At 59.4% G+C, this 20,026-nt stretch carries 18 protein-coding genes; 6 read left to right on the top strand and 12 right to left on the bottom strand.

Annotated features, from left to right (window positions below):
- Positions 1-108 precede the first annotated feature (108 nt).
- A complete protein-coding gene (locus tag KF757_10910; protein MBX3323491.1) occupies positions 109-741 on the bottom strand; it encodes a biliverdin-producing heme oxygenase in 633 nt (210 codons plus the stop codon).
- 173 nt (positions 742-914) lie between these two features.
- Here KF757_10910 and KF757_10915 point away from each other — a divergent pair, with 173 nt between their 5' ends.
- Complete coding sequence (locus KF757_10915) at positions 915-3,866, top strand: family 78 glycoside hydrolase catalytic domain (GenBank protein MBX3323492.1); 2,952 nt, start codon at positions 915-917, stop codon at positions 3,864-3,866.
- Here the strand turns inward: KF757_10915 and ccoS are convergent.
- The 8 genes from ccoS to ccoN form a co-directional block, all read right to left on the bottom strand.
- On the bottom strand, positions 3,753-4,034 hold the full coding sequence (gene ccoS / locus KF757_10920; GenBank protein ID MBX3323493.1) for a cbb3-type cytochrome oxidase assembly protein CcoS: 282 nt from the start codon (positions 4,032-4,034) through the stop codon (positions 3,753-3,755). The genes KF757_10915 and ccoS overlap by 114 nt on opposite strands.
- Entirely contained in the window at positions 4,031-6,517 is a 2,487-nt protein-coding gene (locus tag KF757_10925) for a heavy metal translocating P-type ATPase (GenBank protein ID MBX3323494.1), read from the bottom strand. Before KF757_10925 ends, ccoS begins: the two co-directional genes overlap by 4 nt.
- Complete coding sequence (locus KF757_10930; GenBank protein ID MBX3323495.1) at positions 6,514-7,314, bottom strand: sulfite exporter TauE/SafE family protein; 801 nt, start codon at positions 7,312-7,314, stop codon at positions 6,514-6,516. The genes KF757_10925 and KF757_10930 overlap by 4 nt, the downstream gene beginning before the upstream one ends.
- On the bottom strand, positions 7,307-7,825 hold the full coding sequence (locus KF757_10935) for a FixH family protein (GenBank protein ID MBX3323496.1): 519 nt from the start codon (positions 7,823-7,825) through the stop codon (positions 7,307-7,309). The genes KF757_10930 and KF757_10935 overlap by 8 nt, the downstream gene beginning before the upstream one ends.
- Positions 7,822-9,228, bottom strand: a complete 1,407-nt coding sequence (gene ccoG, locus KF757_10940) for a cytochrome c oxidase accessory protein CcoG (GenBank protein ID MBX3323497.1) — start codon at positions 9,226-9,228, stop codon at positions 7,822-7,824. The genes KF757_10935 and ccoG overlap by 4 nt, the downstream gene beginning before the upstream one ends.
- 68 nt (positions 9,229-9,296) lie before the next feature.
- Entirely contained in the window at positions 9,297-9,908 is a 612-nt protein-coding gene (locus tag KF757_10945; GenBank protein MBX3323498.1) for a c-type cytochrome, read from the bottom strand.
- Positions 9,909-9,911: 3 nt separating this feature from the next.
- The gene (locus tag KF757_10950; GenBank protein ID MBX3323499.1) at positions 9,912-10,094 is read right to left on the bottom strand and encodes a hypothetical protein; all 183 of its coding nucleotides are present in this window, start codon (positions 10,092-10,094) and stop codon (positions 9,912-9,914) included.
- On the bottom strand, positions 10,084-12,378 hold the full coding sequence (gene ccoN, locus KF757_10955; GenBank protein ID MBX3323500.1) for a cytochrome-c oxidase, cbb3-type subunit I: 2,295 nt from the start codon (positions 12,376-12,378) through the stop codon (positions 10,084-10,086). Before ccoN ends, KF757_10950 begins: the two co-directional genes overlap by 11 nt.
- A 236-nt stretch (positions 12,379-12,614) precedes the next feature.
- Between ccoN and KF757_10960 the strand changes: the two genes are divergently transcribed.
- The 3 genes from KF757_10960 (at position 12,615) to KF757_10970 (ending at position 14,689) form a co-directional block, all read left to right on the top strand.
- Positions 12,615-13,031 (top strand): Rrf2 family transcriptional regulator, encoded by a 417-nt coding sequence (locus KF757_10960; protein MBX3323501.1) that lies wholly within the window; start codon positions 12,615-12,617, stop codon positions 13,029-13,031.
- A 123-nt stretch (positions 13,032-13,154) separates the two neighbouring features.
- Positions 13,155-13,772 (top strand): YceI family protein, encoded by a 618-nt coding sequence (locus tag KF757_10965; GenBank protein MBX3323502.1) that lies wholly within the window; start codon positions 13,155-13,157, stop codon positions 13,770-13,772.
- A gap of 17 nt (positions 13,773-13,789) precedes the next feature.
- The gene (locus KF757_10970; protein ID MBX3323503.1) at positions 13,790-14,689 is read left to right on the top strand and encodes a hypothetical protein; all 900 of its coding nucleotides are present in this window, start codon (positions 13,790-13,792) and stop codon (positions 14,687-14,689) included.
- A gap of 17 nt (positions 14,690-14,706) precedes the next feature.
- On the opposite strand, the gene KF757_10975 is transcribed toward KF757_10970, so the two are convergent.
- Entirely contained in the window at positions 14,707-16,404 is a 1,698-nt protein-coding gene (locus KF757_10975; GenBank protein MBX3323504.1) for an agmatine deiminase family protein, read from the bottom strand.
- A gap of 303 nt (positions 16,405-16,707) precedes the next feature.
- Here KF757_10975 and KF757_10980 point away from each other — a divergent pair, with 303 nt between their 5' ends.
- Positions 16,708-17,625, top strand: a complete 918-nt coding sequence (locus KF757_10980) for a succinate--CoA ligase subunit alpha (GenBank protein ID MBX3323505.1) — start codon at positions 16,708-16,710, stop codon at positions 17,623-17,625.
- A 13-nt stretch (positions 17,626-17,638) separates the two neighbouring features.
- Here the strand turns inward: KF757_10980 and queF are convergent, their stop codons facing one another.
- Together queF and KF757_10990 are read right to left on the bottom strand one after the other, a co-directional pair.
- Entirely contained in the window at positions 17,639-18,022 is a 384-nt protein-coding gene (gene queF / locus KF757_10985) for a preQ(1) synthase (GenBank protein MBX3323506.1), read from the bottom strand.
- Positions 18,023-18,058: 36 nt separating this feature from the next.
- On the bottom strand, positions 18,059-19,084 hold the full coding sequence (locus KF757_10990) for a tetratricopeptide repeat protein (protein MBX3323507.1): 1,026 nt from the start codon (positions 19,082-19,084) through the stop codon (positions 18,059-18,061).
- A 174-nt stretch (positions 19,085-19,258) separates the two neighbouring features.
- Between KF757_10990 and KF757_10995 the strand changes: the two genes are divergently transcribed.
- Positions 19,259-20,026, top strand: coding sequence for an SDR family oxidoreductase (locus KF757_10995; GenBank protein ID MBX3323508.1), 768 nt, complete (start codon positions 19,259-19,261; stop codon positions 20,024-20,026).

A 20,026-nucleotide genomic window follows, 5' to 3' on the forward strand; every position in this document is an offset into this window, starting at 1 on the left:
GGAGTGTGTGCGGATCATCTTCTTGCCCACCTGAGCGAGCGCACAGTCGGCATGGCCTCTCACAAGCGAGAACAAGTGTTGAGATTCGAGCGTTATCGGCTCGCCAGATTAAACGGCTGCGGGAGTGTCGGCGAGCGAAGCGTGAACTTCATCGCTGACATCCGCGATCGCGCGGAACATGAACTCTGCGCCTGCGACGACCGAAGCCCAATGGGGCTGGGGAACTGCATCGAGCGCCTCGCGGAAGGCTGCCCACTTGGCGGGCTGCCCTTCGCCGTATGGGTCGAAGTAGGACAGGCCGGGGAGCGCGGGGGAGAGTTGAAGGGCCTTTGACAGAGCGCGAGCGATGAAGCGGTTGCCGTTCATGCTGCCTTCGAGGACGTACAGCGAGCCCGCAGCGGTTGCAGGATCGCGCTGGGCGTTCTGGTGCAGCGTTGCGATGAGCGCCTGCGTGCCCGGCATCGGTGCCCGCGAGCCATCGGGATCGAGCACGGCGACATCGTTACTCAATCGACCTGAGTGCTGAGCGGTGTGCTGTGCCAGCGGAGCGATGGCTTCATGGTTTGCGTGAGTGCCGATGGCATCTTCGAGGGCCTTGTGAATGTGCGCGAGCTGCGACAGGTAGGAAGCCAGTCGGGTGCGTGTCGTTCGGCCGGTGACGAACTCGACTTGGAGGGGTCGTTTTTCGGCATATGTGTGCAGTTCGCGGGTGTCTTCGCGGAGCATTTGCGGCAGGGCCATGAATGTACCTCTATAGCGTGGAGACGGAGACCTCACCGGGCATTGGTGCAACTGAGTCTCATTCTCGCTGATATGGTAGTCTCGGTGCCCAAACGGTCAAGGCGGGCTCGGGGACTCTGTACACTCACGCAGCGGCGAGCCAAATGTGTCGAACCGCAAAGGGGAATCAGGCAATGAGGAATATCTCTTGGTCGGGGATTGCGCAGATGGCGGTGCTCTTTGCAGCTGTGTTGTGCGGGTCGTCGGCGAGCGCCCAGATTGTGGCAGAGACATTGCGATGCGAGTATCTGACCGATCCGCTGGCGATTGAAGAGCCCAAGCCCCGACTGAGTTGGACGCTTCGTGCGCACGATCGCGGGCAATGGCAGACCGCCTATCGCGTGGTTGTTGCTTCAAGCAAGGAGAACCTGGCGGGCGGCAACTGGGACGTGTGGGACTCGGGTCGAGTCGAATCGAGCCAGACTGCGCATGTCGAGTTTGGCGGGCGGGTTCTGGTCTCGCGCGAACGTTGTTTCTGGAAGGTGATGGCGTGGGATCGTGACGGCGCGGCGGGGCCTTGGAGCGAGGTCGCGTTTTGGGAGATGGGTTTGCTGCGGCCAGAAGACTGGGTCGCGCAATGGATCGAAGCGGAGCCTCGCGCGATCGATATCGAAATCGTCAAGGCGGAGTACTGCACGCTCGATGGCAGCGTTCGGCGCGATGTGACGGCGTTGGTCGCCTCGCTGGTTGCCAAAGGCGAGTCATGGACGGCGAGCAACGAGGCGCTGGGCGGAGATCCGGCGTATGGCGTGCGCAAGCGGCTGGAAGTGAGGTGTCGAATCGGTGAGGCCGAGGTTATTGCACATTGCGCGGAGAACGCGCGCGTCATGTTGCCGCAACATCGGTATCCATATTTGCGCAGGACGTTTGAGGTGGATCGTTCGGTGCGCAGCGCGAGGTTGTACGCTACGGCGCTGGGTGTCTATGAGATGCAGATCAACGGCCAGCGTGTCGGCGATCATCACCTTGCGCCGGGCTGGACCGACTACCGCAAGCGAGTGCGATATCAGGTGTTTGATGTGACGGAACAGTTGAAGACAGGTGACAACGTGATTGGCGCAATGGTTGGCCCGGGGTGGTTCGCGGGGCGAGCGGGGCTGTTTCACGCTCGGGCTTTCTATGGCTCGACTCCTGCACTGCTGGCTCAACTGGAAGTGACTTATGAGGACGGCTCAGTCGAACGTGTGGTCACTGACGGCTTGTGGCGTCGTCACGACGGCCCTCTACTGGCTGCCGACCTTATGGATGGCGAGACGCATGATGCGACGGCGGAGATTGTCGAGTGGTCGACGCCAGCGGTGAGCGATGCAGCGTGGGAGACTGTGCAGACGCGCGAGGAGAACCGCACGCTCGTGACTGAGGTCGATCAGCCGGTGCGAGTGGTGGCGTTGCTGCCGGCGAGATCGGTGACTGAACCGATTGCGGGGCGGTATACGTTTGATCTGGGGCAGAATATGGTCGGCGTCGTGCGGCTGCGTGTTACTGCGCCGCGTGGGACTGTGATCACGATTCGACATGCGGAGATGCTCAATCCAGACGGAACGATCTATACCGCTAACCTGCGTGGTGCCGCGGCTACGGATGTGTATATCTGTCGTGGTGATGGTGTCGAGGAGTGGCAGCCTCGGTTCACGTTTCACGGGTTTCGCTATGTTGAGTTGGAGGGCCTGCCCACCGAGCCTGGGCTCGGCACAGTGACGGGCATGGTGCTTGCCACCGATCTGCCGGAGGCTGGAACATTTGCGTGCTCGGATGACGCTTTGAATCAGCTGCACTCAAATATTGTGTGGGGGTTCAGGGGCAATGCGTTGAGTATTCCGACGGACTGTCCGCAGCGAGACGAACGTATGGGATGGATGGGTGATGCCCAGGTCTTTGCGCCCACGGCTGCGTACATCACCGATGTGGCAGCCTTCATGTCCAAGTGGATGACGGACGTGCGCGATGCACAGCGTGCGGATGGTGCGCATGCTGATGTAGCGCCAGTGATGCATGGGCTCAACTACGGCACACCTGCGTGGGGCGACGCGGGCACCATTGTGCCCTGGTCTGTGTATCAGGCCTTTGGTGACACTCGCATTCTGGAACGCAATATCGAGTCGATGGTCCGCTGGGTCGAATGGAGTCATCAGAACAGTACGGATCTCATTCGCGACAAGGCGCGTGGCAATGACTATGGCGACTGGCTGAGCGTCAATGCGAATACGCCTAAGGACCTGATCGGTACCGCGTACTTCGCTCACTCGACCGACATTACGGCTCGTGCGCTGCGTGTGCTCGGGCGCGATGCTGAGGCTGAGGAGCATGAGCAACTCTTCGACTCGATTCGTGCAGCGTTTGCAAGACGCTACATCGACAGCGACGGTCGCGTAGCGGGGCAGACGCAGTGCGGGTATCTGCTTGCGCTGCGATTCGGGCTTGTGCCTCAAGATTTGCGCGAGGCGGCATTCGGTCATCTTGTGCACGACCTTGAGTCTCGTGACTGGCATCTATCGACGGGTTTTGTCGGCGTATCGCACCTGCTTGCGGTGCTGTCCGAGGGCGGGCGCGATGATCTTGCGTATCGCCTGTTGATGCAGGATACATTTCCGTCGTGGCTCTTCTCGGTTCGGCATGGTGCGACAACGATCTGGGAGCGGTGGGACGGCTGGACGCCGGAGGGGGGAGTCCATCCGGATCCTGGAATGAACTCGTTCAATCACTTCGCGTTCGGCTCTTGTGGCGCGTGGATGTATGAGGCGGTGGGGGGCATCGCGCGCCCGAGCGGAGAGGCAGGTTTTGCTCGCCTTGAGGTTCGGCCGCGCGTGGAAGGGCCATTGGATTGGGTGCGCGCGAGTCACAATTCGATTCAGGGCCGAATCGAGACAGAATGGCGGCGCGATGGAGAGCGACTGATGCTCAGCGTGACTGTGCCGGTGAACACGACAGCGCGCGTGCTGATTCCTGCCGATGCGGCGAGCGATGTGCTCGAATCAGGTGTAGCGCTCGTCGATGCGCCGGGTGTCGAGATGCTTGGGCGCGAGGCTGGCGCGGTCGTGGTGCGTGTCGGGTCGGGGCGGTACGACTTCGTTTCGCGGATTCGATGAGTTCGGCAGTCCGTTGGGTGTGCGAGGCTGAACATCCTCGAACAGCATGCGCATCGGTGGGGTATCGAGGTCGTCGTACTGGCCCTGCCTGAGCGACCAGATACAAGCGACAAGCGCTGCGATGCCCAGGAGAAGCGCAAGCGGGATGAGCAGAAAAAGCACGCTCATGGGGTGCTCCGCGAGAGTGGGGGGTCGATGTCGAGCGTGCGCGTGACGCGTGCGCCAGCGCGTGATGCGATGGCCACGACTGTGAGTGAACTGATCGGCATCAGGATTGCAGCGAGTAAGGCGGTGAGATGTCCGGCCATGGCAATCGAGGCCGCGATGAAGTTGTACGTCAGCGATACGCCCATGCAGATGAGGATTGTGCGACGTGTGCATGAGGCGAGGTCAATCGCGGCGAGGATGGGGCCGAGCCCGGGGCGCGCGAGGTAGACATCTGCGGCTTCGAGGCTTGCTTCAGCGCCACCATGCACGGCGATGCCAACATCGGCAGCTGCGAGTGCAGCCGCATCATTTACACCGTCCCCGACCATGACTACGGGGCGTGTGAACTCCTGAATGTGACGGAGTTTTTCTTCGGGGGAGACGCTGCCGATGGCGTGCTGGTGGTCAATGCCGACAAGGGAGGCGACATACTGCGTGACGTGCTCATCGTCCCCGGAGAGCATCGACAGGCTCCAGCCGCGAGAGGCAAGTTCGCGGATGGTCGAAGCCGAATCATCGCGCACCCGGTCGGCAAGCACGGCGACGGCCTGCAAGGTGCCGTCGCGTGCGATGGCAATGGGGGTCTGGCCGCGACGCGCAGCGCTGTCGGCAGCGGCCTCGAGTGTCGTATTGGAATGCAGGCAATGGTTCAGAACATACGACGGAGAGCCAATGAGAAAAAGCGAGCCATCGATTTCGGCCGCGATGCCAGCACCGGGTGTGTGCTTGATGTTCGAGATCATCATGGTGTCTGCGGGCGGTGAAACATCAGCCAGCGCGCGCGCAACGGGATGAGACGAAGTTCGCTCGATCGCGGCAACGTGCGGCCTGATCGATGCATTGCCGATCCAATCTACAACCTGGAGCGATCCTTCGGTGATGGTGCCGGTTTTATCGAGGATGAGGCAACTGGGGCGGGAGAGTCGCTCGAGCGCATCGCCGCCTTTGATCATGATGCCGTGGCGGGCGGCACGACCGATCGCGGCTGTCATGGCCATCGGGGTTGCGAGCCCTAGAGCGCATGGGCAGGTCACGATGAGCAGCGCGATGGCATGTTCAACCGCACCGTCCAGACCTTGCGAAGACCAGATCGCGAATGTCAGGGTTGCGAGGAAGAGCACGACGATCGTGAAGACTATCGCGATGCGATTGGCAAGTGTGACAATCGGTGCCCTGCGTTCGGCTGCGTCTGCGACAAGTCTCATGAGGCGCGCGATGCGAGTTCCATCGCCTGTTGCCAGCGCACGCACACGAATCGGGGAGGTGAGGTTGATCGTTCCTGCGGTGACCATGGTCCCTGCCTCGGCCGCGATGGCTCGCGATTCACCGGTCATGAGCGAAGTGTCGATGTCGGATCGTCCTTCAACGATCTCGCCGTCAACGGCGATGGATTCGTTCGCGCGCACTTCGATCAGGTCACCAATGCGCAGGGCCTGTATCGGAACCGTGCGTGTGCGATCGACCTCGACGAGATGGGCATTCGAGGGTGTATGCGCGAACAGCAACTCAACATGATCGGCAGCGACGGCCTGCTGACGCATCTGTATAAATCGCCCGACGAGAAGCAGAAAAACAAGGACCGTGAGTGAATCGAAGAAGATCTCGCCCGTGCCACGCACGGTATTGACAATCCCCCACAAGCCACCGAATGACAGCGCGATGGCGATGGGCAGGTCGAGGTGAGGAACGCGCGCCCTGAGCGAGGCAATCGCGCCGCGGTAAAACACGCTTCCAGGCCAGGCGAGAGATACACAGGCGATGAGCATGCTCAAGACTCGAAAGACCTGTTCGAAGCGAGGTTCAATGGCGTCGACCTGTCCGCCATACAGCGCGAATGCGAGCAGCATGACATTGCCTGCGCAGAAGCCTGCGATGGCGATGCGCGAGAGCATGCGGCGTTGTTCGCGTCGTTGCGATTCTCGCGCGTTGACGCCTCGCGCGGGGTGAGGTTGATAGCCAAGACGATTGAGCGTGGAGGCAATGCGTGAGAGATGCACCGCATCGGGTTGCCAGCAGACTTCAAGCTCTTTGCGTCGCAGATTCAGCCGAGCATCGAGAACTCCGGGGACAATGTGCGGTAATCGCTCGACAAGCCAGACGCACGCAGCACAATGGACGTTTTCGAGGAGCAACTCGATGCGTCGCGAATCTCCGATCGTGCGCACATAGACCGCGTGGAAGGCGGAATCGTCAAACTCAGCAAAGGCATGATCCGCAACGTCCGAACGCACTCGGACGTCCGTCGTGGTATCGCGCAAGCGATAGTAATCGGCCAGGCCGCACGATTGAATCGTCGAAAAGACCGTCTCGCACCCGTGGCAGCAGAACTGATGCTCGAGACCTTCTCGCACAAGCGAGGGCGACACGGTCAGCCCGCAGTGTGCGCATAGGACTCGCGATGACATTTGACGATCAGGAATGGATCGGATCGCAGCAGTGCTCATGGTTCAGCAGCTCCGCGTTCATGCCATGGGTCACGCTGATCTTCGGATTCGATCGCTCGTGCCGACTTATGCAACGCAGTTGGAATAGAGCGAGCAAGGGATTCGCGCGTCATCACCGGGAGTTGAAGGCGGCCAAAGATCGTTGCGACTCCGACCACGACGATGACCAGTGACGCGACAAGGGGCACATGCTTGCGAAACGGTCCCGAAAGAAATCGCAACGACGCGCCGAGCGAAACCATCACGGGCAGGGTCCCGACCCAGAAAATAGCCATCGTGACCAGGCCCCAAAAGGGACTCGCCGTGCCCGCTGCGGTGATTGCAAAGGCATAGAGCCACCCACATGGAAGGAGCGTGGTCAGCAGACCGACCACAAGTGCGCGTTGGGCGGGCTCAAGATCGAATGCGAAGCGATGACCCGCTTGTATGATTCGTTGGAGAATCTTTGGCGGGCGAAGCGATCCGACTGGTTTGTTGAGAACACGGGCGAGCGTGAGCGCGCCAAACGCAATCATCAGCGTGCCAGCCAGTATTGCCGCTGCCCGCTGCACGCCGAGCATTGTGCCGCCGAATTCCAGCGCCTGACCGAGCGCCCCCGCGACGACTCCGAGCAGCGAATAGGTCACGAGTCGACCCGCATGGTACGCAGCATGGATTGAAACGTGTCCACGTTTGGAGACCTGATCGTGTGTTGAAGTGGCAAACAACAGAAACGGGCCGCACATTCCGGCGCAGTGCAGGCTACCGAGCAGACTCGCGAGAAAGACTGCCATGATGAGTGCGAACACTTCAGTCACGAGTAGCTCTTGAATATTCGACGGTGGTCGACGTGGTGTATTGCTGCTGATTGAAAACAAAGCTCAGTTGAACTTCCCAAATCCCCTCACGCTGCAGCGGCACTTCGGAGGCAAATGTCCCGCTCGTGGCACTGGTCATGATCAGAGGCACTCGCTCGCTGGCGCGGGCGTGGTGGAACATGAATCCTTCGATCACCGATGGCACCACAGGTTCTCCATCAGCATTCATCAGCGTCATGGAGACTGATTCCGGGCCAAGCAACTTTGATGGCGGCATGATGCTGATTGAAAGTTTGATCCCGTCGCTTATCGGATCACGAAAGGTAGCGCGTGTCCAATCCCATGCGAGCCCTTTCTCGTAGTAGTTCGGCTCGACAGAGTGCGAAGGATCGCGTGTCGCAACGAGCACCACGAGCGTGAGCATTGTGGCCTGTCCGCCGAGGAGCAACACGACGAGTGCGGGCCAGATAAGACCGCGAGAGGGACGTACGGGAGCGATCGATTCGGTCATGGGCGTGCCTCTTTCATGATCGGGCCGTGCAGAGTGAATGTTCGGATCGTTTTGAATCCGTCTGATCCGACGACGCGAACCTGAATTGTTCGTGGGGATGATGTGAAGAATGAAGGCTCAGCGATGATGCGCACCTGAAGCGACTCCATCACGTTCGGAAGGATCTCGATTTCGATCGGGACTGAACTCAATGAAACGCCTGGCGCATCGATCACGTCCGCGGAGTATGTCACACTCTTGCGTGTGCGGTTGGTAATGCGGATGCGAGCCTGATTGACAACGGACCCATCATCAAGCACGCTGAACAGCGCACCTCCACGATGGCGCACAACGCCCACATCGGCTTCGTCCTTTGATGAAAGCACAAGTATGAATGCGCCGAGAAGGACTGCCAGCAACATCGGATACAGGATGATGCGTGGGCGAATGAATCGGCGAGTGTTGGATTCAAGACCGTCCTGCGAAGAGTATCGAATGAGACCCCGGGGCTTACCGATTTTGTCCATCACCGCATCACAAGCGTCGATGCACTGGGCGCAGTGGATGCACTCGAGCTGAAGTCCATCGCGGATATCGATACCTGTTGGGCAGGTCTGAACGCACAACGTACAATCGATGCAGTCGCCGAGCGACTGATCGAGCACTTTGAGCGAGACATCGTTTGCCGGCTTGCGTCGTTTCAGTTTGCCGCGAGGCTCTCCGCGTTTGCGGTCGTAGCCGACGATAAGCGATGCCCGGTCGAGCATGACAGATTGAAATCGGCCGTAGGGGCAGGCGACAATGCACAGCTGCTCGCGAAAAAAGCCGAAATCAAAGAGCATCAGGCCTGTAACAGCGACGACGACAAGAAACGCGATCGGATGTTCGAGTGGCGAGTGGAAGATCCAGAGTCGCAGATTGGCGACGCCGACGAAGTAACTCAGAAAAGTATGAGCCAGAATCGCCGAGAGTGTCACATAGATCAAGGCCTTGAGTACCACTCGCATTCCCTTGGCCTTGCTGGTCATCCGATCGAGGAGTTTCTCGATCGGGCGATAGACAAACTCGAGGTACACAGTCTGCGGACACGCCCATCCACACCAGACGCGCCCGACGATCGCTGTGAGCATGAAGATCGTCACGAACACGATCATCATGAACAATGAGAGCAGCAGCGTGTCCGTTGCGAACAGGGTCTTGCCGAAGAACGTGAACTCGCGATGAATGATGTCGAGCAGAATTGCGGGCTTGTCGTTGATCGAGATGAATGGCAAGGCAGTGAATATGGCAATCAGGGAGTAGGCGACAACGCGGCGCAAGTGCCAGAACCGACCATGCGAAGTTCTGGGCTTGAGCCATCGCCTCGACCCATCCTGATTCAGCGTCGAGAGAACTCGTTCCTCGGGCTGAAGCAGTGTCTCCATGTCAACCGTGCCTTTCTGAACTCCGTTGGCGACCAGCAGGCGCCCGGCGGGGCCAAAGCAAGTATGAATCAATCAGGTGTCTTGGCGCGTTGTACTTCAGGCCATGAGTCAATCAAATCGCCCTCAGGTTGCCTGCCGGGAATGTTGGCTCCGCGCATGGTTGCGACATATGCGCTGACGACTTCGATCTGACCGGCATTCAGCAAGGACTTCTGTGGCGGCATGAGGCCGTTGGCAGCACCGTCGGTGACAACTGTAACAAAATCAGTCAAGGTTCGTACGTTCTTGTAGTAATCATCGGTCATGTTGGGACCGACGAGTCCCTCGCCGCTCACGCCGTGGCACAGTGCACAGCGTGTCGAGTAGATCGCCTTGCCCGCGTCGAGCCACTTTTCATCGGTCATGAGCATGAGCATTTTGTCGTTGTCAAGGGGAATGCTCGCGAGCGACCCGAAGCGTTTCTGCATTTCCCGTTGCGATCGCTCTGCAATGGCCTGCTGGGGCGAGAGAACAAATGGCGAAAAGTGATATATCGGAAAGTACAGCAAACTGAACACGATCGTGCCGAAAAAAATCAGATGCCACCAACCTGGGGTCGGATTGTCGTATTCCGTGATCCCGTCATAGACATGATCAGTCAGGACACTTTCAGTGGGCGTTGAGAGGTTCTCTTGAGCCATGGGTCACGCTCCTTTGGATTTCTCTGTGGGGTCTTCGAGCAATGGCACCTGAGCCGCCTCAGCCATTGCCGACCGCGAAGAGCACAAGGCTCGAATGGCCACCGCGACAAACGCGATCAGAAAGAGCGCCATTCCGATTGTCGGAAAAATATCGAGTTTCAACCCCGACATCACGTCAGTCAGCATTGTTCATCCCTCCACTTTCAGGCAGAGGCTTGTAGATGTCTGTGCCAAGCCGCTTCATGTAGGCAATGAGCGCGATGACGGCTTGATCGCGAATATCCGCAGCTGGGGGGCCTCCAGCGTCTTCGATTTCCTGGGCGATCTCTGCCGCCTGCGCCCGTGCGAGTTCGGCGGCGCGACCCTCGAGCACAGCCTGACCGTATGGAACACCAAGCATGGCCATGGTCCGTACTCGCGACTGAATCTGCTCATAGTTCAACTGATCTGTGAAGAGCCACGGATAGGCCGGCATGACAGAACGGTCGTTGACCTGACGTGGATCAAGGAAGTGCTGGTAATGCCAAAGTGCGTTGGGATTGCTTTGACCCTCGCGTGCAAGGTCCGGCCCAATGCGACGGCTGCCCCATTGGAACGGATGGTCATAAACAAACTCGCCCGCCTTCGAGTATTCACCGTAGCGTTTTACTTCTGCAAAGATCGGCCTGATCATCTGCGAGTGACAGTTGTAGCATCCCTCGGCTATATAGATGTCTCGCCCCGCCAGTTCGAGCGGGGAGTACGGCTCGACCGTGGCAATGCTCGGCACATTGGCGCGAATCAGAAACATCGGCACAGCCTCGACGATGCCGCCAAGCGCCACAGCAATCAACACCCACACCATGAACTTGATCGGCCTTCCTTCGAGTTTGCGGTGCCATCGTGCCTGTAGAAACTTGTCCCCAGCGTGACCAAGGTTGGTATTCGCGTGCAGACGCGATTCGGACGCGGGATATTGATCGTTGCCTCGATGGCGCACGAGCGCTGGCGCCGAGTGTACCACCTCGACGTACGACTTAGGCCGGTTCGCCCAGGTCATGATGAAGTTGATCAGCAGGAGAACAGTTCCGCCCAGGAACATCAGGCCACCGAGCGCGCGAATCCAGTACAGCGGCATGAGCACGACCACCGTTTCGACGAAGTCCGGAAAGGCGAGATTGCCTTGCGCGTCGAACGCCCGCCACATCAGGCCCTGTGCGACGCCTGCGCCGTACATCGAGAGTATGTACAACAGGATGCCGATGGTTCCGATCCAGAAGTGCATGTTGGCGAGGCTTTTGCTCCAGAGTTCGGTCTGGAACAGCCTTGGCAGGAGCCAGTAAATCATGCCGAATGTCATGAATCCATTCCACCCAAGCGCGCCGGCATGCACATGGGCGATGGTCCAGTCGGTGTAATGGCTCAACGCATTGACGGACTTCACACTCAGAAGCGGTCCTTCAAACGTCGCCATGCCGTAGAACGTGATCCCTACGACGAAGAACTTGAGGACCGGGTCTTTCGTGACCTTGTGCCATGCTCCGCGCAGCGTCAGCAGACCATTGATCATCCCGCCCCACGATGGCATCCAGAGCATGACACTGAACAGCATGCCCAGCGTGCTCGCCCAAGCTGCCAGTGCGGTGTAGTGCAGATGGTGCGGGCCTGCCCAGATATAAATGAAGACCAGCGACCAGAAGTGGATGATCGACAGGCGGTAACTGAAGACCGGTCTCTCGGCAGCCTTCGGGAGAAAGTAGTACATCAGACCAAGAAATGGAGTCGTCAGGAAAAAGGCAACCGCGTTGTGCCCGTACCACCACTGAACCAGAGCATCCTGGACCCCCGCGTAGACAGAGTAACTCTTGAAGAGACCGGCGGGGATCGCAAGACTGTTGAACACATGCAGCATCGCAACCGTGACGATCGTGGCGATGTAGAACCACAGCGCGACGTACATGTGCTTCTCGCGGCGGCGGATCAGCGTGCCGAAAAAGTTCACACCAAAGAACCCCACCCAGACCACCGCAATCGCGATGTCGATCGGCCACTCGAGCTCGGCGTACTCCTTGCCTTGCGTAAACCCGAGCGGAAGCGTCACCGCAGCTGCCAGGATAATGGCCTGCCAGCCCCAGAAGTGCAGACTGCTCAATGTGTCGCTGAACATGCGCGCCTTGCACAGACGTTGTGTCGAGTAGTAAATCGCGGCGAAGATTGCGTTGCCTGCAAACGCAAATATGGCGGCATTCGTGTGCAAGGGCCTCAGACGTCCGAACGATGTGAAGGACAACCCCAGGTTCAATGCCGGGAATGCCAACTGGAGCGCGATCACCACGCCCACAAGCATGGCGACGACTCCCCAGATGACTGTTGCCAAAGCAAACTTTCTCACGATCGCGTCGTCGTAGACGAACTGTTCGATCGGGCCGATTGGGGCGTGAGTGGAAGCGGAATCGATCGGCAACGGCTCAATAGGTGAGTCAGTGGTCATCTGATCAGTTCCTTGACTGGCATAAGTGGTTTCAGGATGCGGGTGGTTGAGAGCCGAGGCAGCGAGTTACCAGCAGATAAGATGATAAGTATATCTCCAATACAACTGCTCCCGGGCTTTTGGAGCACCAAAAAGCTCGAATTCAGTCGAAGTGAGTAAAAATCCCTATTATTGACGCGACTGCAACCGCGAAAGGTGATATACTGATATACTTCTCTGGTAATCGAATCACCACAATGCTGAGCCAAGCCGCCGGATATGCCGCGACAGCGCTGGGGTACATTGAGACCATGGGTGGAAAGCCTGTCCTTGTGAAGGACATTGCCCATGCGTGCCAGATTCCCGCTCCGTATCTCTCCAAAATCATCCACACTCTGGGCCGTCATGGGATTGTCATTACGCAGCGCGGCGTAGGAGGCGGAGTTGTCCTTGCCCGCCCCGCGAGCGAGATCTCGCTGTTGCGTCTTTGCGAAGCGCTGGGCGATCACGCTGTCGTACCACGGTGCATGCTTGGCACAGCCGAATGTTCGGAAGAACGCGCATGTCCCGCCCACGACTTCTGGCGCGCTCAGCGGGGACGCATGGTGGAGTTTCTCGCAAACACCTTTGTTTCCGACATCGCCGCGTTCCAGTCGCGCAATGAGCAAGGCTGAGTTCGCAGGGCTCGCCATGCTGAACAAACTCCGGCATTCCGCAGGGCAGCACCGTCACGCGTGATCACGCTGCACTAGCATTGACAGCACATGTCCTGTCTGGGGCGGCAAGGGAGATCTGTGATGAATGCACGAGTTCTCATCGTCGGGGCGATTCTGCTGGTTGGTGTTGTAGTGGCTGCCGATCACAGCTTGGCCAAGTCACACATCGCCAAAGCAGAATCACAGTCAGCCGAATTCACGGTCGATCCGTCGCATTCCGTGATCCTGTTCAAGATCCGACACTTCGGCGTGACCAATTTCTACGGGCGTGTCAATAATCCTACGGGCAAGTTTCTGCTCGTCGACGAACCCGGCGCGAGCTTTGTCGAAATCGAAGTGCAGACCAAGTTCATCGATGGTGGCAACGACGCGCGCAACAAGTTCCTGGCAGGACCCGACTTCTTCAACCCTCGCGAGCATCCGACCGCAACGTTCAAGAGCCGCGAGATCAAACGCATCGACGAATCCACCTGGGAAGCGGTCGGCACGTTCAAGATGCGCGGCGTTGATGTGCCCCTCACGGTGCAGTTGCGACAGTACGCCGAGGTCTCGACGAGCCGCTTTGGCTATCGCGCGGGGTTTGAAGCCACATTTGTCGTCAGTCGCAGCACATTTGGCATGACCACACATCTTGAAGAAAACATGCTCAGCGATGCTGTGGAAATCACGGTCTCGGTCGCGGGCGCGCGAGCTTCGTGACAGGCGTCTGATCGGTCATGGATGACATCTCGCGACATCTCGTGTATGGGGTTCTGTTGCCTTTGTGTGTGGCCAGCGCGGCCGTGCTCTTGCCGCGTGGGGCATGGCTTCGCGCCCGCACTCGGCTGGCGTCAGTGATCGGAATGGCAGCGGTCGCGGTGCCCATGCCGATCGCCTTCGCGCTCATCAATGGCTCGCCCAGCGAGAAATGGGAGCGACTCATCGCCATGACTCTCGTCGGGGCGATCGCGGCCAGCGTCGTCCTGTGCGGCAAGGATCGGCAATGGCGAGCTTGGGCGGCGGGGATGCTGGCCGCCGCGACAGCAACCGCGATCGTCTGGCCGATCTTCCAGCCAGCCGACACCGTTGCCGAGCGGCTGCTTCCAGGTGCGTGCATCATGTTCCTGATAGCCGGGCTTGAACCACTCGCCAGGCGCGACAACGGTGCGGTGGTTCCGATCAGTCTCTGGATAGCAGCGATGGGTACGGGTATCGGCGTTCTATGGATGGGTCAATTGCCCTTCGCAGCAGCTGTCGCACCAATCGGCGCGTCGATGCTGGCGCTTGGAGTTGCTTCCGGCTTTGGCAGGCCCGTGGCAACGCGGGGCATCGTCGCGGCAGGTGCACCTGCGCTTCTCATGGCTTCGGCGCTGGCCTATCTCTGGATGAGCGCACTGGGCGCGAACTATCCCATAGGCTTAACGCTTGTGCCCGCGGTCGCGGCATTGGCGGCCTGGGTAGTTCGAGTGCCTTGGGTCAAGCGGCGTCAACGTTGGATGCAATGCGGGCTGGGTTGGCTCGCTGTCGCATTGATCTGCGCAGGGGCTGTGCTCGGCATGACTCTGCTCGATCAACAAGGCTCAAATCAGGACTTCGACTACGACCTGCCAGACTTCATGCGCATGCCTGGTGATTGATCGCATGTCGCACATGGTCACGGGCAGCCTTCGCTGAATGCTGCGAGGAAGAGCGACACGTCAAAGAAGTCATGCTCGCCATCACCGTTGAGGTCGGCTTCGGGCAGTTCATTGCTGAATGCATCGAGGAAAGCCGCGACGTCGAAGAAGTCAACTTCGCCATCGCCATTGAAGTCGCCCGCGCATGGCGGCGAACCATTGATCGCGAACAGCATATCCGTGTCATCAAATCCGGAGTTGTTGTCGGCATCGCGCACCACGATGCGCACGACGGCCTGAGTGGTCGCAACGTCGGGCACGGTCCAGTTGTAAAGCCCGCCAGGCGCGCTGACGTTCGCGGCAATCACAGTCGGGAAGGTCTGTCCGCCATCGGTCGAGAGCAGCAGATCGGCGGTCGTCGCGCCCACATCGTCATCGGTGAGCCAACGAATTTCCTGCTGGGTGCCGGGGTCGAGCGCAGTGCCATCGTTCAAGGTCGTGATGTAAGCCGTCGGCGAAGTTCCGCCCGCGGCTGCTGGAATGTGCATGATAATGCAGTGCAGCACACCCGCCGAAGTGACGATCGCCTGGGAGTTGATCTGCCGAATTGTCTTGTCGGGATAGGCGCTTTGCCAGACCGCTAGAGCGGTCGCGTTGTGTGGGGATGCGGTGCCGTTGGTGTAACTTGGAATGAGCACGAGATCGTTGCAGATCACGGCATTGGTGAATGTGTAGTGCGTGCCGCCGAAGCGCACCGCAGGCACGCGGTAGACGGTGAACCCGCGGGCAGCAAAAGCAGCAGCCGCGTTGTCGCTCGTGATTGCCCATGAAGCGGCCGGCTCGTTGACCCACTGCGAGATCATGACCTTGTTGTCATCGAGCAGGATCATCCACATGTCAATGTGCTGCGTGGAATCCACAGCAGTGGGGTATGGCGTGTACAGAGTTGTTTCAAGATTGAGGTAGTCGCGCCAGTAATCGATGATCTGCGATGCGTCAAGCAATGGGTTCTCGTTGACGATTAGATTCGTTGCGTGCCCCACGCCTTCTGGATTCCCTGATTCGAGGTGGTAGTTCCCTCCGCCATGAATCAGAGGCAACAGAAAGACAGGCTGGTTACGCAGGTTTGCCCAGTACGCCGGGATGGCATTGTCATTGAGTCTGGGGCGGTTGTAGGTGTGATCGACAATCGCGCGTACGCCTCCCGAACCGTCAGGCTGCGTGCCCATCATGATGTAGCGCGGGCCGTAATCACGAATCCAGATCGTGTCAGTCGTGCGCACACGAAACTCGACCTTGGCCATGTTTGCGCCGGCATTCGCGATCGAGGTTGCAGCGGTTGTCTGCTCGCTGGCGGTGTCGACCCACACAATGACGCGGGCATCACCAAGCGTCGTGATTTCGCGCGCCATGTTTGCCAGAATATCAAGCCATGTGGACGTGCCTTCCCATGCGATCATGATTGCCTCGCACGGGTCATACTCAGCCGGCGTGCGCACAAGACCTGGAGGTGCGACGCGCAGGTTCCCAGCCACGAGAGGGTCGCGTTTGAGGATTTCAGCCTCTTCTGGGGTGAGCGAACGCGGGATGGGCACGCCCTCGGGGTAACGGTCGAGCGGCTGCTCGCGAGTCTGAAGAGTCTGAGAAAGCGCGGGGGTCGCCAATCCTGCAATGAGGCAGGCTGTGAAGAGATACCGCCGACCAGCACCGTTTCGCGTGCGTTGACAACTCAACATGATTCCTGGCCCCTCCGTCAATTCCTGCCGATTCCCCAACAGTCATTCGGGCGCGATAGGCTCGCGGCTGCGAGGAACTCAACATTTTCTACATGTCCAGCATACCACATCGACCTGTCCTCCGCGAGTGAAAGTTTGGTCATTCTTCGCCCGGTGGGTGTTTGGTGGAACGGTTTTGATCTCAAGGCGACTTGGGCACTCGGCCAAGGATTTCTCGGATTGCTAGGATCCCACCGCATCGCGTCCGCGCAGCCTGCGATGGCAGGAGGCAGATCGTTCTGACGCTCAGGAGCCCTGACGCACATGGCAATTATCATCGATGAAACCAAGCGAGTCATCGTTCAGGGAATTACCGGTCGCGAAGGTCAGGCCCGCGCTGCGCTCATGCTCGGTTACGGGACCAATGTCGTCGCAGGATGCACCCCTGGCAAGGGTGGTCATGACGTGCTGGGCGTACCGGTGTTCGATTCGGTTCACGAAGCCCAGCAGCACAGCCACTCGACGACGGGCGGAGATGTTGACATTTCCGTTGTGCTCGTACCGGCTCGATTCGTCAAGGGAGCGGCGATCGAGGCGCTGGAACAGGGCGTCAAGTTGTTGGTGATTGTTCCCGATCGCGTGCCGGTGTGGGATGCGATGGAAATCGCGGCATGTGCGCGCACAAATGGTGGAACTTTCGTAGGCCCCAACACACTCGGTGTCATCAGTCCAGGTCGAGGGGTTGTCGGCATGATCGGCGGACGGGCAGAGAGCGCACGGGCATGGTTCAAGCCTGGCTCGGTCGGGGTTATTTCCCGCTCGGGGGGTATGAGCAGTTCAACCGCGTACTACCTCGGACAAGCCGGCATCGGGACCAGCACGATCTGCCATGTCGGTGGCGACAGTATCCTCGGCTTGCGCTTTCCTGATGTCGCGCTCATGTTCGAGGGTGACGCTCAGACCGAAGCGATTGTCATTTTCGGCGAGATCGGTGGCTCAATGGAAGAAGACCTGGCGCAACTGATGAGCGAGGGTAAAGTCACAAAGCCAGTCGTTGCATACATCGGGGGTAAGGCGGCCAAGGAGGGCACTCGATTCAGTCACGCGGGCGCGATTATCGAAAGCGGTCGAGGGACGCACGCTGGCAAGGTCAAAGCCCTGACAGAAGCGGGGGCGACGGTCGTAGACAATTTCGGAGACCTGCCGGCAGCGACGGCTCGTGTGCTCGGGCTGGCATCTTGAGAAGAGTCGCGGATCACGCGCCTCGATATTCGGTGGGCACCTGGCCGTGGTCGGCGCGAATGACGCTGCGGATCCCGCCTCGCCCGCGCCAGTCGGTGCGCACCTGAAGCCAGACTGGGTTCATCAGTGCGACGAGGTCATCGCGAATGGTGTTTGTGACAGCCTCATAGAAGATGCCCTGATTGCGAAAACTATGGAAGTAGAGTTTGAGGCTCTTGAGTTCGACACACGTACCGCCCTTGGCTCGCGGGCGAGGCTCAAACCGAATCGTCACGTCGCCGAAGTCGGGGTGCCCGGTTTTCGGACAGACAGACGTGAACTCGGTGCAGATGTGTTCGATGACAAATGGAGCGTCAGTGGGGGATTCGAACGCTTCGAGAAGTTCCGCATTGGGCATAAGGCCCGATCATAGGTGGCGTTTGTGCGGCGATGTTCACCGGCCATAGCGTCGGACGAGCTCAACGATGCGAGGCTGCGAGGGCTGGATCTGAAGCGAACGCTGGAGTGACGCCATCGCCTGATCGCGGGCGAATGTGTCCTTTTGCTCGCTCCAGAGGTAGCGGTTCAGGTGACACACCCCCAGCCCGTTGTATGCTGGGAAGTAGGAAGGATCCATTTCGATGGCGCGGCTGAAGGCGTCCATCGACGAGTCATAGCGCCGAAGTTTGAACATGGCCTTGCCCATGCGCTCGTAGGCAGCTGGCGATGGCGAGATGCGCAGCAACTGGTCGAGTGTGGACGCCATTTCGCCGAAGCGTTCGAGGAATCCAAGCGAGTCGGCCAGATTCAGGAGCAGTTCCGGACTCAGGTCCATCAGTTCGGCTGCTTGTTGATACTCGATCACAGCGGCCTCGTGGCGGTTGAGTGCGGCATAAACGGCTGCGAGATTCGCGCGCCCCGGTCCTGCATTTGGACGCAGTGCGACCGAGCGCTGCGCGTAAGGCAGCGCCTGCACGGGCTCTTCGAGTTGCAAGTAGGCGGCTGCGAGATTCAGGTTCGCGTCAAAGTCGTTGGGCCTGATCGCGAGCGCGCGCAGGTAGGCGCGCACCGATTCGTTGACGCGGTTGAGCAGCTGCAGGGTCAGGCCATGAAAGTAATGGGCGTCAAAATTTCGGGGTTCGATTCGCGCAGCTTGGGCGTACCGCGCTTCAGCACTGACAAAGTCGCCCGATTCGCGATAGATGTCGCCCGCGCCCATATAGGCGACCGTGACGAGTGGGTTGGTTTCGATCACACGCTCGAACTCAGCCAGTGCCTTTTCGAGGTCGCCCGCGTGTCGGGCTGCTTCTGCTTTGACCAGACCCTCAGTCACAGCAGCGGATGGTGCTTCGGTTGCAATGGGAGTGGTTGCCCGTCCGTTCGAACGGGTGTGCGAAGTTCGGGAGCCTTCGTTACTCGCGCATCCCGCCAGCAACACCAAGGCCAGAGTCGAAGCGGTCAACAGTCGTGCGGACACCATGCAAAATCTCCTCGGGCCTTTCGCGGCATGGCGGGTACGCACCCACACCCACGCCGGTTCGAGCCTGGAGATAAGCGTATCGGTCCTGAACCCCCCGCGCACTCCACGTTTTGGGGGCTTGTTCAGCCGGGAGCGGGTCCGGACCGGTTCGGATCACGTCTACCATCGCTGACTATGACAGATTTGGCAAGCCGAATTGCAATCGTGACCGGTGCCAGCGCCGGAATCGGGGAGGCCATCGCCCACGATCTCGCCCGAGCGGGTGCCCGAGTGGTCATCAACGCCCGTCGTGAGGCGGTCTTGGCCGATGTTGCACGCGCGATCAATCAAGGTCGACTGAGCCAAGTCGCAGTCACAGTTGCCGGGGATTGTGCTCAGGACTCTGTCATCGACCAGTTGTTCGTCGTTGCACGGGAAAAGTTCGGTGCGACTGCCGATCTCATTGTGGTCAATGCGGGTCGTGGACTGAGCGGGTCGGTGGCGACTTCGGATCCGGCCGAGTGGGAAGCGATGATTCGAACGAATCTGCTTGGGGCAGCGCTTCTCATGCGCAAAGCGGCAGCCGCACTGGAACCCGCAGCCGCGCAGAAGCGACCTTGCGACATAATTGTTATCGGATCGAACGTGGGGCGGAATGTCTCGCCATTCAGTTCGATGTATGGCTCGACAAAGTTTGCGGTGCATGCGCTTGCGGAAGGGCTGCGGCGCGAAGTCGGGCCAAAGGGGATTCGCGTGACCGTCATCGCGCCCGGGTTTGTCAAGACCGAGTTTCAAGGGGTCGCGGGGTACGACCCGCAATGGGTCGCAGGCGTGTTTGATCGCATCGGTCCAGTGCTTGACCCTGCTGATGTGGCGCGTGTTGTGACATTTGTTGCCCAACAGCCGCCGCATGTGCACGTTAATGAGATCATGATTCGTCCGACGAGGCAGGATTATCCGTGA

It is taken from the genome of Phycisphaeraceae bacterium (genome assembly GCA_019636795.1).
Taxonomy (GTDB): domain Bacteria; phylum Planctomycetota; class Phycisphaerae; order Phycisphaerales; family UBA1924; genus JAHBWW01.

Coding starts and splice junctions, on each gene's coding strand:
- KF757_10925 (MBX3323494.1), bottom strand. CDS start 6,517: ATGAGCACTGCTGCGATCCGATCCATTCCTGATCGTCAAATGTCATCG.
- KF757_10975 (MBX3323504.1), bottom strand. CDS start 16,404: ATGTTGAGTTGTCAACGCACGCGAAACGGTGCTGGTCGGCGGTATCTC.
- KF757_10960 (MBX3323501.1), top strand. CDS start 12,615: ATGCTGAGCCAAGCCGCCGGATATGCCGCGACAGCGCTGGGGTACATT.
- KF757_10970 (MBX3323503.1), top strand. CDS start 13,790: ATGGATGACATCTCGCGACATCTCGTGTATGGGGTTCTGTTGCCTTTG.
- KF757_10995 (MBX3323508.1), top strand. CDS start 19,259: ATGACAGATTTGGCAAGCCGAATTGCAATCGTGACCGGTGCCAGCGCC.
- KF757_10915 (MBX3323492.1), top strand. CDS start 915: ATGAGGAATATCTCTTGGTCGGGGATTGCGCAGATGGCGGTGCTCTTT.
- KF757_10910 (MBX3323491.1), bottom strand. CDS start 741: ATGGCCCTGCCGCAAATGCTCCGCGAAGACACCCGCGAACTGCACACA.
- KF757_10990 (MBX3323507.1), bottom strand. CDS start 19,084: ATGGTGTCCGCACGACTGTTGACCGCTTCGACTCTGGCCTTGGTGTTG.
- ccoN (MBX3323500.1), bottom strand. CDS start 12,378: ATGACCACTGACTCACCTATTGAGCCGTTGCCGATCGATTCCGCTTCC.
- KF757_10950 (MBX3323499.1), bottom strand. CDS start 10,094: ATGCTGACTGACGTGATGTCGGGGTTGAAACTCGATATTTTTCCGACA.
- ccoG (MBX3323497.1), bottom strand. CDS start 9,228: ATGGAGACACTGCTTCAGCCCGAGGAACGAGTTCTCTCGACGCTGAAT.
- KF757_10965 (MBX3323502.1), top strand. CDS start 13,155: ATGAATGCACGAGTTCTCATCGTCGGGGCGATTCTGCTGGTTGGTGTT.
- queF (MBX3323506.1), bottom strand. CDS start 18,022: ATGCCCAATGCGGAACTTCTCGAAGCGTTCGAATCCCCCACTGACGCT.
- KF757_10935 (MBX3323496.1), bottom strand. CDS start 7,825: ATGACCGAATCGATCGCTCCCGTACGTCCCTCTCGCGGTCTTATCTGG.
- KF757_10980 (MBX3323505.1), top strand. CDS start 16,708: ATGGCAATTATCATCGATGAAACCAAGCGAGTCATCGTTCAGGGAATT.
- ccoS (MBX3323493.1), bottom strand. CDS start 4,034: ATGAGCGTGCTTTTTCTGCTCATCCCGCTTGCGCTTCTCCTGGGCATC.
- KF757_10945 (MBX3323498.1), bottom strand. CDS start 9,908: ATGGCTCAAGAGAACCTCTCAACGCCCACTGAAAGTGTCCTGACTGAT.